Below are 13,945 nucleotides of genomic sequence, written 5' to 3'. Positions count from 1 at the left end.
GACAACGGGATGCCGAAGATTCTTCCGGCGGCGGGTGGCGACGTGGTCGAGATCATCCTTGCCGATCACCGGTGGTTCGAAGAGGCGCTGCGTGAACTGCGCGACGTCCGGAGCGACCGCGAGGCAGTGCTCGCCGACCTGGCCACGGTCCTGATCGCCCACGCCGAGGCCGAGGAGTCGAAGGTCTATCCCATGCTGCGGCGCAAGGACGCGATCGATGCCGAGGAGGTCGAGCACTCCGAGCACGAGCACGACGAGGGCAACGAGGCGCTGCTCGAGTTGATGGAGGTCGAGGACACCGGCAGTGAGGAGTTCAGCTCGAAGCTGCACGAGCTGTCCGAGGCGCTCACACATCACCTCGACGAGGAAGAACGCGACGTCCTCAACCCCGCCCGCACCGACATCTCCGACCAGGTACGCCGGAACCTCGGCGACACGTTCGCGGAGGAACGGGCACGGCTGATCGCCGAGGACTGCGGCAATATCGCGAACGTCCGCAAGATCGTCAAAAGCTGAGGACGAGCCCCTCGTCGGCAGCAACGACCTCGCCGTCGAACTCAGCCTGCGCCTCACGCACCGAGACAGCGCGATCGGACCCCGGCCAGAAGTGCGTCAGCAACAACCGCCGGGCTCCCCGCGCACCTCGAGCCGCCTCAGCCGCCGTCATCAGGTAGGCGCTGGTGGACGCGCCCTGGTACGTCGCATCTGAGATGAACAGGTCGGCGCCGTCGGCCAGCCGCCGCAACTCGGGCGACGGGCCGCTGTCGCCGGTGTACGCGACTGTGACACCCGGTGCGCTCAGCCGGACGCCGAGATTCGTCTTGTAGTGCGGTAGTTCCACAGTCAGGACATCGAACGGCCCGATGCGGTCGGTCGACGCGAGATCGTGCACTACGAAGACCTCGGCCGGGTCGGGGTTGGGCTCGAGAGCACGCAGTACGTCGAGAGTCCCCGGCGTGCAGTGCAGTGGAACGGGCGGTGCATCGGGAGCCTCGTAGTAGCGCACTCGCGCCAGTCCGCTGACGTCGACGCAGTGGTCCGGGTGCTGGTGCGTCACGACGACCGCATCGACCTCACCCTGCGGGCAGTGCTCCAGCAGGCGGGGCAAGGCGGCGTACCCGAGATCGAGCACGACCCGGAAGCCGTCGTACTCCAGCAGGAACCCAGCGCACGCCCGTCCGGCCTCGGGCCACGCACCGCAGGAGCCGAGGACCGTCAGCGACCTCACCGGGTGGCGAACGGCTGGTTGCTCGGCACGATCTCCTTGCCCAGCGGCAGGAGCGAGACCGGGATCAGCTTGAAGTTCGCGATGCCGAGCGGGATGCCGATGATCGTCAGGCAGAGCGCGATCCCGGTGGTCAGGTGGCCGAGCGCCAGCCACCAGCCGGCGAAGATGATCCAGATGATGTTGCCGAGCAGGGCGCCCGCGCCGGCGCTCGGCTTGTCGACCACGGTCCGGCCGAACGGCCACAGCGTGTACCCGGCGATGCGGAAGGACGCGATGCCGAACGGGATCGTCACGATCAGCACGCAGCAGATGATGCCGGCGACCGCGTACCCGACAGCCAGCCAGAACCCGGCCAGCACCAGCCAGATCAGGTTGAGAAGCGTCTTCATGCTCCAAAGCCTGCCACCTCGCGGGTGTGTTTCCGCACCAAATCCGCGACAAGCCCGGGATCGTTCCGGGGCATCCAGTGCCCTCCCCTGACCACCGTCACTGTCAGGTTGGGTGCCCATCGTGCGATATCGGTCTGCAGCGCGGTGGTGACGAACGGGTCGGCGTCCGGTGAGACGGCGAGCACTGGGACGTCGGTACGGCGTTGTGCGGGGCGGATGAGCCGCGGGACGACGTTGGCGCGGTACAGCTTCATGCCGTTCACGTAATCACCGATCGACCGCTGCTCGGTGGCGTCCTGCTGCTCGAGGCGGTTGAAGACGCGGTGCGCCCAGCCCCTGCGCCAGGCGAGCTCCGGCAGCCACGGGAGGTGGAAGTAGAAGATGTACCAGGAGTGCAGGAGCTGCGTCAGGGCAGCGCGGTTCGCTCGACGAAGGAAGTACCCGGCGTGATCCAGCGACGGCCCTGAGATGGACACGAAAGAGGCGATGCGGGGGTGTTCGTCTGTGACGAACTGCCAGGACTGGATCGAGCCCCAGTCGTGGGCCAGGACATGGACTGGCTCATCGGGCGACGCGTGGTCCAGGACCGCCTCGAAGTCTTCCTGGAGCCGGTCCAGGGCGTACGCCGAGGTGCGGCTGGGGTGGTCGGACTCGCCGGCGCCGCGGACGTCGTACGTGATGACGTGGACGTCGGTGGCGAGTCGTTCGGCGACCGGCTCCCAGAGTGACGCGTTGTCCGGGTAGCCGTGGACGCAGATCAAAGTCGGTGCATCTGGGTTGCCGTAGTCGTAGACGGCGATGCGCGTGCCGTCCCGACTAGTAGTGGTCGACCTCGAGGGTGGCAAAGGTCATCCCCGCTTTCACCAGTCGCTCGCGCAGGGCAGGTCCCATGGCGGCCGCCGTCGTGGTCTGGCCCGACGTCTCCGGGAGGTCGTCGAGTGCGAGGCACAGTGCGCTCTCGCCGAGCATCTTCGCGGTCTCGTCGTACCCGGGATCGCGGCCGGCGACCTCGGTGATCACCTGCTTGCCGCCACCGCGGCCGACGAACCGGACGTTGAACCACGACCGCGCCCGCCGCTCCGGGCTCGGCCCGTCGCCGGGCTGCAGCCGGTTCAGCATCGCCTTCCGAACCGGCGGGATCTGCGCGCCGGCGATCAGCAGGCCGACCCCACCGATGCCTGCGGCAACCATCGGGAGACGGTCCATCGCCGCGTAGTGCGAGTAGCGGAAGTCGGGGCCGTAGCGATCGAGCAGCCGTGCGGAGTACCCGACGATCTGCGGATCGATCGTCGGCAAGGGCACCGCCCAGAAGCCTTGCTGGCGGTGGATCCGCCCGGCCACCGAACGCGCCTTCCGCCCTTCCGGCTGCGGCTCGGCCTGTTTGCGGGCCCGATGAGCGTCGATGTGCTGCTTCGGGCGCGAGAACGCGGTGATCGCCGTGTGGAACGTGCCACCCGACGGTCGACCGCCCGCGCGGAGCAGGCCGTCCACCTGGATCGGCACACCCTCGGGAAGCTGCTCGACCGTGAACTGCACGCCGAGGTCGTACGGGATCGAGTCGAACCCGCAGGCATGGATGATCCGCGCGCCGGTCTCCGTCGCACGCTGGTGATAGCGCACGTACATCCGGTCGGTGAACTCGGACTCGCCGGTGAGGTCCAGGTAATCGGTCCCAGCCTCGGCGCAGGCCGCCACGAGCGGTTCGCCGTACCGGATGTATGGCCCGACCGTTGTCGCGACGACCTTGGTCGACTCGGCGAGCGCACGCAAGGACTCGGGGTCGGTCACGTCGGCGTGCAGGACGTCCTTGCCGAAGCGTTCCAGCTTGGCTTTGTTGCGTCCGGCAACAGCCCAGTGCAGGCGGTCCGGTGCGTTCTTCTCCAGGTACTCCGCGGTGAGCGCGCCGGTGAAGCCGCTCGCGCCGAGCAGCACGACGTCGTACTGGCGGCTCATTTGTGCGCAGCCTTCTCCGAGTCGGCCAGACCGCCGGCGCCGGTCGGCCTCGACGACGCCTCGGCTCCGCGCGCCTGGACGTCGGCAAGCGCCGCCGCGTCCGCCTTCGGGACGCTGAACCGCGAGCCGAGCTCGATGAAATGCGGGATGGCCCACCGGAGGACCTTCATCGCACCGATCCAGCCCGGCACGTGCACGGTCCGCGAACGTTTCCTGATGCCGTCGGCGAACTTGTCCACCGCGAACTCCAGCGGGTACGTCTTGCTCGCGAGCGGCATCCCCGTCCGGACCTTCCCGAACACCGGGTGCTCGTCCGCGCCGCGGACCATGTCGGTGTCGACGAACGTCATGTGCGCGACGCCGACCCGCACGCCCAAATGCTTCAGCTCCGGCCGCAACGTGTCGCCCATCGCCTCGACGCCCGCCTTGGCAGCGTTGTACGCCGACAGGCCCGGGATGTGCACGATCGCGGCGAGCGACGATACGAGCAGGAGATACCCCTTGCTCTCCAGCAGGTACGGCAACGTGAGGTGCGTCGTACGCCAGACGCCCAGCAGATCGACCTCGAGCACGCGCTCCCACGTCGCGGGATCCATACTCCGGGCGAAGCCGGGCGCGGCGATTCCCGCGTTCGCCATCACGACGTCGATGCGGCCGTAGCGCTCGATGACGCCGTCAACCGCCGTACGCAGCGCGTCGGTGTCGGAGACGTCCGCCTCCCACCAGCCGGCGTCCGGGCCGCAGTCCTCCGCGACCTGCTTCAGCTCGCCCGGCTCCAGGCCGACCAGCGCGAGCTTCGCGCCCTCGGTCGCCAACTTCCGGGCCACCGCGGCGCCGATCCCCCGGGAGGCTCCGGTGATGAGGACGACTTGACCGGCCAACGGACGCATCTGGACCTCCAGCTTGTTGAGCAGATACTCAACAGTAAGTGCTTATTGACCGTTTACTCAATAGACTGGCCGGATGAGCCAGACCTCCTCCTCCGCCAGGTTGCGCCCTGATCAGCGGCGGGCGCAGATCCTCGCGGCAGCGCGCCAGGTGCTGCTCGCGGACCCGCACCGCGAGCTGACGGTCGAGCTGGTCGCCGCGGAGGCCGGCGTCTCCCCCGCTCTGCTGTTCCACTACTTCGGATCGAAGAAGAAGTTCCAGTACGCCGTCATCGAGGAAGCCGCCGCGGAGGTCATGCTGCGAACCGCCCCGGATCCGTCCCTGCCGCCGGACGAGCAGCTCCGATCAGGCATCCGCGCGTTCGTCCGGGCCGTACTCGAAGCCCCGCAGCTCTACCGAGCGACGCTGCTGATGTCGGCCGCCGGCGATCCGGAGATCCGCGCGCTGCACTCCGATCTGCGCCGCGTGTTCAGCCAGTGGGTGATCAGCGCGGTCGCAGAGCGTGGCATCGAGGTCACCCCCGTCGTCGAGCTCGCCTGCCACGGCTGGCAGGGTTACGTCGAACAGACCCTCCTGGTATGGATCGACGACCCGACCGTTTCGCCGGAATCCCTCGAACACCTCTGCGAGCAGTCCCTGGACGCGATCCTCACGACAACGTCCGAGTGAGAAGGCATGAACAAGTTCTTCCTGACGGTCCACATCCTCGCGGCCATCCTCTGCGTCGGTCCGGTGACCGTGGCGACCAGCATGTTCCCATCGATCGCGAGGCGCACGCTGACGGCCGGGAGCCCGGACGCGGGCGGGTTGCAGGTGCTGCACCGGATCACCAATGTCTACGCCTGGGCGAGCCTCGCCGTCCCGCTCTTCGGGTTCGCTCTCGCGGGCAGCATGCATGTGATGGGCGAGGCCTGGCTGATCATCTCGATCGTGCTGACCTTGGCCGCGGCGCTGGTGCTCGCGTTCCTCGTCGCGCCGGCGCAGTCGAGCGTGCTGGCGGTCGTCGGCGGGACGACCGAGGAGCGCAGCGCTGTCCTGTCGAAGGCGAAGCTGCTCTCGATGACGTCCGGGATCTTCGCGCTGCTCTGGCTGGTCGTGCTCGTGCTGATGGTCGTCAAGCCGGGGCACCACAGAGGGTAAGGTTCCCGCGTGCTGACGGTTGCCACGGTGAACGTGAACGGAATCAGAGCCGCCTTCCGGCGCGGGATGCAGCCGTGGCTCGACGACACGGATCCGGACTTGTTGCTGATGCAGGAAGTCCGGGCGACCGACGACGTACTGCGGGAGCTCCTCAGTAGCGGCCGGGATGGCGACTGGAACATCGCGCACTCCGAGCCCGCGATCGACGGGCACAAGGGACGCGCGGGCGTCGCGGTCGCGAGCCGGCGTCCGATCAAGGAAGAGCGCGGCGAGATCGGCCCGGAGCGGTTCGCGGGGACCGGGCGGTGGGTCGAGGCGGACGTCGTACTGGATGACGGTACGACGCTGACTGCGGTGAGCACGTATGTGTTCACCGGCGAGTTCGAGACACCGCCGCGACAGGAGGAGAAGTACGCGTTCCTCGACGCGATCACGGCCCGCCTGACCGAACTGCGCGCCGACGGCCGGCACGTGCTGATGTGCGGCGACCTGAACATCGCCCACCGCGAGGAAGACCTGAAGGCCTGGAAGGCCAACCGCAAGAAGAGCGGCTTCCTGCCCGAAGAGCGCGCCTGGATGGACCGCCTGTTCGAGGCCGGCTGGGTCGACCTCGGCCGCCGCTTCGGCGGCGACGGACCCGGCCCGTACTCCTGGTGGTCCTGGCGCGGCAAGGCCTTCGACAACGACGCCGGCTGGCGCATCGACTACCAGATCGCCTCCCCCGCGCTAGCCTCCGCAGCCACGAACTGCGCCATCCACCGAGCCCCGACCTACGCCGAACGCTGGAGCGACCACGCCCCCGTCGTCGCGACGTACGACGTCTAGGGCATGCCTCCCGATCCCCCGCCGTAGCGAGCAGGTGCTCGGCACGGTGCATCGGCGCGCGGGGGCGAAGGGGTCGATGCGGAGCATCGTTCCCTTTGCACCCGTGCGGCGAGGTGCCGTGCCGAGTGCCGCGCAGTCGGCGCGGGATCGGGAGGCATGCCCTAGGGAAAGCCTGCGCGGAGACGACGGCGTGGCGGGTAGTCTCGCGGCATGTCCGAGACTTCTTCTGTTACGCCGCCGGTTGCTGCTCGTAAGCCGGTTGAGCGGGTGCATCACGGCGATGTGTTCGTCGACGAGTACGAGTGGTTGCGGGACAAGACCGACGACGAGGTGCTGGGGTACCTGCGGGCCGAGAACGCGTACACCGAGGCGCGCACCGCCCATCTGGAATCGTTGCGTGAGGCAATCTTTCGGGAGATCTCGGACCGGACGCTGCAGACCGACCTGAGCGTCCCGGCGCGACGCGGCGGGTACTGGTACTACTCGCGCACGATCGAGGGCCGGCAGTACTCGCTGCACTGCCGGGTCAAGGTGGACGGCGACCAGCCGCCCGCGACCGACGGCGAGATCGCCGGCGAAGAGGTGATGCTGGACGGGAACGAGGTGGCCGGCGACTCCGAGTTCTTCTCGCTCGGCACCGTCGACGTCTCCCCCGACGGCCGCCTGCTCGCGTACTCCGTCGACCTCAAGGGCGACGAGCGGTTCACCCTGCGGATCAAGGACCTCAGCACCGGCGAGCTGCTGCCCGACGAACTGCCCGAGGTGCACTACGGCTCGGCCTGGTCCGCCGACGGCTCGACGATCTTCTACACCAAGGTCGACGACGCCTGGCGCCCGCACCAGGTCTGGCGTCACACGCTCGGTGCGACGGATGACGTCCTCGTCATGGAGGAGCCGGACGAGCGCTTCTGGGTCGGCGTCGACCTCACGCGCAACGAGCAGGCCATCATGATCGCGCTCGGCAGCAAGCTGACCAGCGAGGTCTGGCTCCTCGACGCCAACGACCCGACCGGCGAGGCAGTCGTCGTGGCGCCGCGTCGCGAGGGCGTCGAGTACGACGTCGAGCACGCCGGCGACCAGCTGCTGATCACGCACAACGCGGATGCCGCCAACTTCTCGCTGGCGTCCGCGCCGCTGGACTCTCCCGGCGACTGGACGACGCTGATCGAGGGCGACGAGACCAGCCGCCTCCTCGGCACCGACGCGTTTGCCGACCACGTGATCCTCTACCGGCGCCGCAACGCGCTGACCGAGCTGGCGATCATGCGCCGTACCGATGGCTCGTTCGCCGCGCCTGAGGTGCTGGAGTTCGACGAGCCGATCCACACGGTCTCCCCCGGCCGCAACGACGAGTGGTACGACACCCGGTACCGCTTCGGCTACACATCGCTCGTGACGCCCGGTTCGACGTACGACGTGGATGTCGCGACGGGCGAGCGTCGATTGCTGAAGCAGCAGCCCGTTCTCGGCGGCGTGGACCTGACGGCGTACACGCAGTACCGCGAATGGGCGACGGCGCCGGACGGGACGAAGGTGCCGATCTCGATGGTCGCGCGCAAGGACGTCGCGAAGGACGGGAACGCGCCGGTCGTGCTGTACGGCTACGGGTCGTACGAGTCGTCGATGGATCCGTGGTTCTCGATCCCCCGGCTGTCGCTCCTCGACCGCGGTGTGGTCTTCGCGATCGTGCACGTCCGGGGCGGCGGCGAGCTCGGCCGGCACTGGTACGACGACGGCAAGATGCTCACGAAGCGGAACACGTTCACCGACTTCATCGCGGCCGCGGACCACCTGGTGCAGGCCGGCTGGACCAGGCCGGAACGGATCGTCGCGCAGGGCGGCAGCGCCGGCGGTCTACTGATGGGTGCGGTCGCGAACCTGGCCCCGGAAGCGTTCGGCGGAATCGTCGCGGAGGTCCCGTTCGTGGACGCGCTGACCACGATCCTCGACCCGTCGCTGCCGCTGACTGTGATCGAGTGGGAGGAATGGGGAAATCCGCTCGAGGACAAAGCCGTCTACGAGTACATGAAGTCCTACTCGCCGTACGAAAACGTTGCCGCGCAGCGCTATCCGCGCATCCTGGCGATCACCAGCCTGAACGACACCCGGGTGTTCTTCGTGGAGCCCGCGAAGTGGGTGGCGAAACTGCGCGCGACCGCGACCGGTGACGCCGACGTACTGCTGAAGACCGAAATGGAAGCCGGCCACGGCGGCCGCAGCGGGCGGTACGACGCCTGGCGCGAGGTCGCGTTCTCGCTGGCCTGGGAGCTGGACACGCTCGGCCTGAGCTGAACCACGCTCGACCGGAGGGAATATCTGTCCCTGGACGTGTGTTGTGCAACACATCCAGGGACAGATTTCTGGACGGATTCTCAGGTTCGACGCGGAGTGTCAGGCCTAATACCCCAGCAAAGCTGCGGGACACCGGTTTCCACGGCGGAATCACTGCCGGGAACTCTCAGGGAACCTTCAGGGTGTTTACACACTGGTACCGGAATCTTGAACCCTACTCGAGCGTTGCTCTCCATGTAACGACGAAGGGAGTTTCGGTGGCTCGCATGGCTCGTGTCCGGTCCACGGACGACGGTATCGACGGCAAGGACAGTGTAGGTCTCTACCTCGAAGAGATCGCACGGACTCCTTTGCTGACGGCTGAGGAAGAGGTCGAGCTCGCTGAGACGGTCGAAGCAGGACTCCTTGCGGAGCAACTGCTGGCCGAGGGGCGGGTTGGACGTAAGAAGGGCGGAGCGCCCAAATATGCGACGGAGGAAGAGCTGGAGTGGCTGGCCGAAGCGGGCCGGCGCGCGCAGCAGCGGTTCGTGACCGCGAACCTCCGGCTCGTGGTGTCGATCGCCCGCCGGTACGGGCGGTCCCAGATGCCGCTGCTGGACCTGGTCCAGGAGGGCAACACGGGACTGATCCGCGCGGTGGAGAAGTTCGACTACCGGAAGGGTTTCAAGTTCTCGACGTACGCGACCTGGTGGGTGCGGCAGGCCATCACCCGCGGTATCGCGCAGCAGGCCCGTGTGGTCCGGCTGCCGGTGCACGTGGTGGAGCAGCTGAACCAGATCGGGTCGGCGCGGCGCACGCTGGAGCGCAAGCTCGGGCGCGAGCCGGAGATCGACGAGATCGCAGCGGAGCTGGGCCTGGACCCGGAGCGGGTCACTGAACTGATCCGAATCGGCCGGGACCACATCAGCCTGAACAGTCCGGTCGACGACGAGGGCGAGACCTCGCTGGGTGACCTGATCGCGGCCGAGACCGCGCCGGGTCCGGACCAGCTGGTCGCGGACGCGTCCGACCGTTCGGGTCTGTTCAGTCTGGTCGACCAGCTCGACCCGCGGTCCGCGGACGTGATCCGGCGCCGCTACGGCCTGCACGACGGCCGCCAGGCCAAGCTGGCCGATATCGGCGCAGTGCACGGCATCTCGGCAGAGCGAGTTCGCCAGATCGAGCGCGAGGCGCTGGGCCGCCTCCGCCTGATGGCAGACCCGACGCTGGCCGCGTAACACCCACTCCGAAACCCCTCAGGACCCTCGAGCCGCGATCCGGCTCGGGGGTCCTTCGGTATGTCTGTGCGTATTTCTGGGGTCAGTTCCAGCTGTCGATCAGCGCCGGCAGCTCCGAGAGGCGCTGGATCGTGGCGTCCGGCGTCCCTTCGGTGTGGCCGATCTGCTCGGTCGGGATCGCGCTGTGCGGCAGGTGCGCGGCCCGCATCCCGACGTTCTGCGCACCCCAGACGTCGTCGAACAGCCGGTCGCCGACGAACAGGCAGCGGGACGGCTCCGACACACCGACGGCCCGCATCGCGGCCAGGAACGCCTCCGGGTGCGGCTTCGTGTGCGCAATCTCGCTGGTGTAGACCGCGCCGTCGAGCAACTCGTGGACACCGTCTCGCGCGAAGATCGCCTCGTGCCGCTCGCGGGGCCAGATCGTGTTCGAGAGCACGCCGACCTTCAGCCCCCGCGCGCGGAGCTCCTGCAGCGTGTCGAGCGCGTCGGGCTCCAGCTCGGTGTGCGGGTCCCACTGCCGGTCGTACTCCGCTTGGGCCGCCGGGCTCATCACGACCTCGGCCAGCGTGCACACCTCCTCCAGCGTGCTGCTGAGATGCTCGTCCCTGGAGCGCCGCCAGATCGACCCTTCGGCCGCTACCAGCCGGGCCGCCAGGTCGTCGGCCTGCTGCTCGTCGAGCACCGACGCGACGGCTCGCCAGGTCTCGTGCAGGTCGATGTCGTGCCAGGTCGCCAATGTGCCGCCCCAGTCGAACAGGACGGCCTCGATCTTCACGTTCGTCACGCGGCACAGCCTGCCAGAGCCGACCGACAGTTCTCGCCTGCTTTTCAACTCACCCGCGCGACCTGCTGCCGCTTGGCCAGCCAGGTGATCGCGAACGCATAAAACGCGAGGCACGGGATGTCCGAGACCAGCAGCGTCCACGGCGCGCCGCCCTGCTCGTCCCAACCGGACAGCTGACCCATTGCCGCAGGCAACAAAAAGGCGAGCAGGTTGTTCAGCGCGTGCAGCGCGATGCCGGCCTCCAGTCCCCCGGTCCGGACCGTCAGCCAGCCGACGGTGATCGCGAACAGGAACACGTCGGCCATCGCCCAGCCGGTGTACCCGTGCGCCGACACGAACGCCGCGCCGCCGATCACGATGCCCGGCCACGGCGATCGGAAGATCGTCCGCACCCAGCGGGCCTTGCCGTCGGGGTTGTCCGGACCGTACGCCCCGACCGCCTGGATCAGCCACCCGCGGAACATGAACTCCTCGGCGGCCGACTGGAACGGCACCAGGAACAGGATCACCAGCGCCGGTACGGCGAACGCGCCGAAACCGATCCACGAGCCGCCGTCGGTCCCGATCGCGTCCTCGGGCGGGAAGATCGCGTCGACGAGCGCGCCCATCGCGTACGACAGAGCGAGGTACCCGAGGGCCGGCACGCAGCACAACAGCAGCCAGCGCCAGCGGATCTTGTTCAGGACCGAGGCGACGCTCCAGAACGGCCGGCGTTGGACGACCCACGCGGCCAGGCCGACGCACGGGGTCAGGATGCCGAGCATGACTAGCGTGACGGCGAGGTTCTCGGTGTCGCTCGGGAAGATGTCCGTCCCGGTCGGCGCCGGGAACGGTCCGGCGACGACGCGGTGCACGATCGTCCAGGCGACGACAACACCGGTGGTCAGGAACAGGACGAAGGCGCCGAGCAGCAGGGTCCCGACGATCGGGCGCCACCACGCGTGCTTCGGAGTACGGGCGAGCCGGTGGAACGGCGTACCCGGCGGGGCGGGGATGACGCGGGGCTCGCGGTAGGCATATTGGGCCGGGTACGGCGCCGGCGTGCCCCACTGCTGCGGGTGCGGCGGTGGTTGCTGGAGCGGCGCTCCCCACTGCTCCGGGTACGGGCCGGGGTGGGGCGGGGGCGGTGGGTACTGCCCCGGCTGGGAGTATGGGCCCGGTTGCGGTTGGTGTTGCGGTGGCGGCCCGGGCTGTTGCGGGTCCATGACTGGACTCTAGAAGATCGGGCCAAGCACCCAGTGCACATGGAGGGAAAAACACGGTGGTTACTGATCCGGCAACATCCAGGTCGACGGATGCGCTGCCGCAGTCCGTACTGATGCCGCTCAGCGGATCGGCCATCTTCCTTGTCGTCCAGGTCGAGGAAGGCGGCGAGGACCGGACCCGCGACCTCCTGGAGAGCCTGAGCGGTCTCGTCCGCTCGGTCGGCTTCCGGGTGCCGAACGGTAACCTCTCCTGTGTCACCAGCATCGGCTCCGACGTCTGGGATCGCCTGTTCAGCGGTCCGCGGCCCGCCGAGCTGCACCCGTTCGTCGAGCTCAAGGGCGCGACCCACCACGCTCCGGCGACGCCCGGCGACCTGCTCTTCCACATCCGGGCGGCCCATCAGGATCAGTGCTTCGAGCTGGCCGGGCAGATCATGACCGTCCTCGACGGCGCCGCCACGGTCGTCGACGAAGTACACGGCTTCAAGTACTTCGAGATGCGCGACCTGCTCGGCTTCGTCGACGGGACAGAGAACCCGACCGGCTCGGACGCACAGGCCGCCGTACTGATCGGCGACGAGGACCCCGACTTCCGGGGCGGCAGCTATGTGATCGTGCAGAAGTACTTGCACAACCTGAAGACGTGGAACGCGCTGACCGTCGAGCAGCAGGAGGCCGCGGTCGGGCGGACCAAGCTCGACGACATCGAGTTCCCCGACGCGAAGAAGGCGGCCAACGCGCACATCGTGCTGAACGTGATCGAGGACCAGGACGGCAACCAGCTGCAGATCCTGCGCGACAACATGCCGTTCGGCACGATCGGCACCCAGGAGTTCGGCACGTACTTCATCGGGTACGCGAAGAGCCCGGCGGTGACGGAGCTGATGCTGCACCGGATGTTCATCGGCGTGCCCGAGGGCACCCATGACCGGCTGCTCGATTTCTCGACAGCGGTCACGGGCGGCCTGTTCTTCACGCCGACGTCGGACTTCCTCGACGACCTGCCGCCGGCGCCCTGACGGTCAGTCGCCGTTCAGCGGGGCGTCCACGACACTGCCCCAGCTGAAGTCGATCCGGTCGTCGAAGGTCGTCGGGACCTTGCCGAGCGAGTTGATCACGGTCGCGGTTCCGTTGGCGTGCCCAACGGCGTACAGGTAGCCCGCGCTGGTGTCCTTGTCGATGCCGAGCAGCAGCGTGCCGTAGTTGCCGCAGCGGGCGGTCAACAGCCGCTCGAAGCTCCCCCACGTCCGGGTCCGCAGCGGAGTCACGATCGGCTTCATCGGCGAGGTCAGTGGGATGCGGATCGAGTAGAGCGCACCTCCCCACGTGGTCGCCAGCAGGCTGTCGTAGGTCGGCGTGCGGCTGAGCAGCGTGACCGCCTTCACGGCCGAGAATCCGGGGTACGAACCGGCTGCCTTCCAGACCTCGGTGCCGTTGTTCTGCGTGCTCAGGTTCCAGCGGAACAGCGAGCCGTCGCCCCGGAGCGCATACACCCGCCGGCCGGTCGTCTCGAGGGACCACGACTGCGTCAAGGTGCGGAAGGCGCTCCAGCCGCCGCCGATCTTGGTCAGGCTGCTGCTCACGACCTGGCCGCCGCTGCCCTTCTGGACCCACTGATGCGCCTGGTACATCACGTCCCCGCTGACAATGTGGCCGTCGAGCGACATCTGGTCGCCGAAGTCGTCGTCCCACGTCCACTGCGTGCTGAGCGAGATCGGCCGGCTGCCGAACGGGTTCTTTGCCATCACGTCCACCGGCTTCACCGTGATCGGCGACGTCGAGTTCACGTAGCGGTCGACCGAGTCGTTGCCGGCAGTGATCCCGCCGGACTGCACATAACAACTGCTGGCTGTCTGCGCTGTCTGGGCTGTCTGGGCTGTCTGGGCCGCATGGGCCGGGGTCATAGTGAGGACAGGTCCGGCCAGGAGCAGGCCGGCGGCTGCCGCAATCATCTTTCGCATGTTCATTCCCCCTTCGGTGCTAAGTTTCGATCACTCTGCTTGATGCGGATGTCACTTCGA

At 68.1% G+C, this 13,945-nt stretch carries 15 protein-coding genes and 1 pseudogene; 8 read left to right on the top strand and 8 right to left on the bottom strand.

Features of this window, described 5'->3' with window-relative positions:
* Positions 1 to 9 precede the first annotated feature (9 nt).
* Positions 10 to 516, top strand: a complete 507-nt coding sequence (locus EV645_RS33570; protein ID WP_130448100.1) for a hemerythrin domain-containing protein — start codon at positions 10 to 12, stop codon at positions 514 to 516.
* On the opposite strand, the gene EV645_RS33565 is transcribed toward EV645_RS33570, so the two are convergent.
* The 5 genes from EV645_RS33565 to EV645_RS33545 are packed head-to-tail and all read right to left on the bottom strand — an operon-like array spanning position 506 to position 4,460.
* On the bottom strand, positions 506 to 1,228 hold the full coding sequence (locus tag EV645_RS33565) for an MBL fold metallo-hydrolase (protein ID WP_130448099.1): 723 nt from the start codon (positions 1,226 to 1,228) through the stop codon (positions 506 to 508). The two genes, EV645_RS33570 and EV645_RS33565, sit on opposite strands and share 11 nt — an antisense overlap.
* Positions 1,225 to 1,617, bottom strand: a complete 393-nt coding sequence (locus tag EV645_RS33560) for a YccF domain-containing protein (protein ID WP_130448098.1) — start codon at positions 1,615 to 1,617, stop codon at positions 1,225 to 1,227. The genes EV645_RS33565 and EV645_RS33560 overlap by 4 nt, the downstream gene beginning before the upstream one ends.
* Positions 1,614 to 2,462 carry an alpha/beta fold hydrolase gene (locus EV645_RS33555; protein ID WP_130448097.1) on the bottom strand — a complete coding sequence of 283 codons (849 nt, stop codon included), beginning with the start codon at positions 2,460 to 2,462 and terminating at the stop codon, positions 1,614 to 1,616. Before EV645_RS33555 ends, EV645_RS33560 begins: the two co-directional genes overlap by 4 nt.
* The gene (locus EV645_RS33550; protein WP_130448096.1) at positions 2,434 to 3,570 is read right to left on the bottom strand and encodes a saccharopine dehydrogenase family protein; all 1,137 of its coding nucleotides are present in this window, start codon (positions 3,568 to 3,570) and stop codon (positions 2,434 to 2,436) included. Before EV645_RS33550 ends, EV645_RS33555 begins: the two co-directional genes overlap by 29 nt.
* Positions 3,567 to 4,460, bottom strand: coding sequence for an SDR family oxidoreductase (locus EV645_RS33545; RefSeq protein WP_130448095.1), 894 nt, complete (start codon positions 4,458 to 4,460; stop codon positions 3,567 to 3,569). Before EV645_RS33545 ends, EV645_RS33550 begins: the two co-directional genes overlap by 4 nt.
* Positions 4,461 to 4,533: 73 nt before the next feature.
* Between EV645_RS33545 and EV645_RS33540 the strand changes: the two genes are divergently transcribed.
* From EV645_RS33540 to EV645_RS33520, 6 genes and pseudogenes are all read left to right on the top strand, one after another.
* Positions 4,534 to 5,127 (top strand): TetR/AcrR family transcriptional regulator, encoded by a 594-nt coding sequence (locus EV645_RS33540; RefSeq protein WP_130448094.1) that lies wholly within the window; start codon positions 4,534 to 4,536, stop codon positions 5,125 to 5,127.
* A gap of 6 nt (positions 5,128 to 5,133) precedes the next feature.
* Positions 5,134 to 5,598, top strand: a complete 465-nt coding sequence (locus EV645_RS33535) for a hypothetical protein (protein WP_130448093.1) — start codon at positions 5,134 to 5,136, stop codon at positions 5,596 to 5,598.
* Between the two features lie 9 nt (positions 5,599 to 5,607).
* Positions 5,608 to 6,423 (top strand): exodeoxyribonuclease III, encoded by an 816-nt coding sequence (locus EV645_RS33530; protein ID WP_130448092.1) that lies wholly within the window; start codon positions 5,608 to 5,610, stop codon positions 6,421 to 6,423.
* 210 nt (positions 6,424 to 6,633) lie between these two features.
* Positions 6,634 to 8,715, top strand: a complete 2,082-nt coding sequence (locus tag EV645_RS33525; protein ID WP_130448091.1) for a S9 family peptidase — start codon at positions 6,634 to 6,636, stop codon at positions 8,713 to 8,715.
* A gap of 295 nt (positions 8,716 to 9,010) precedes the next feature.
* A pseudogene (locus tag EV645_RS43475) lies at positions 9,011 to 9,079 on the top strand (hypothetical protein); the annotation flags it as partial.
* On the top strand, positions 9,051 to 9,932 hold the full coding sequence (locus EV645_RS33520; protein ID WP_422386664.1) for a sigma-70 family RNA polymerase sigma factor: 882 nt from the start codon (positions 9,051 to 9,053) through the stop codon (positions 9,930 to 9,932). The pseudogene EV645_RS43475 and the gene EV645_RS33520, both read left to right, overlap by 29 nt.
* An 82-nt stretch (positions 9,933 to 10,014) precedes the next feature.
* On the opposite strand, the gene EV645_RS33515 is transcribed toward EV645_RS33520, so the two are convergent.
* Together EV645_RS33515 and EV645_RS33510 are read right to left on the bottom strand one after the other, a co-directional pair.
* Positions 10,015 to 10,719, bottom strand: a complete 705-nt coding sequence (locus EV645_RS33515) for an HAD family hydrolase (RefSeq protein WP_130448089.1) — start codon at positions 10,717 to 10,719, stop codon at positions 10,015 to 10,017.
* A 44-nt stretch (positions 10,720 to 10,763) separates the two neighbouring features.
* Entirely contained in the window at positions 10,764 to 11,924 is a 1,161-nt protein-coding gene (locus tag EV645_RS33510) for a CPBP family intramembrane glutamic endopeptidase (RefSeq protein WP_130448088.1), read from the bottom strand.
* 56 nt (positions 11,925 to 11,980) lie between these two features.
* Here EV645_RS33510 and EV645_RS33505 point away from each other — a divergent pair, with 56 nt between their 5' ends.
* Positions 11,981 to 12,943 carry a Dyp-type peroxidase gene (locus tag EV645_RS33505; RefSeq protein WP_130448087.1) on the top strand — a complete coding sequence of 321 codons (963 nt, stop codon included), beginning with the start codon at positions 11,981 to 11,983 and terminating at the stop codon, positions 12,941 to 12,943.
* Positions 12,944 to 12,946: 3 nt separating this feature from the next.
* On the opposite strand, the gene EV645_RS33500 is transcribed toward EV645_RS33505, so the two are convergent.
* Positions 12,947 to 13,885 (bottom strand): hypothetical protein, encoded by a 939-nt coding sequence (locus EV645_RS33500; RefSeq protein ID WP_130448086.1) that lies wholly within the window; start codon positions 13,883 to 13,885, stop codon positions 12,947 to 12,949.
* Positions 13,886 to 13,945: the final 60 nt, after the last annotated feature.

It is taken from the genome of Kribbella rubisoli (assembly GCF_004217145.1).
Taxonomy (GTDB): domain Bacteria; phylum Actinomycetota; class Actinomycetes; order Propionibacteriales; family Kribbellaceae; genus Kribbella; species Kribbella rubisoli.
Note: the sequence above shows the minus strand (reverse complement) of the source record. Positions and strands in the feature narration are given on the sequence as shown.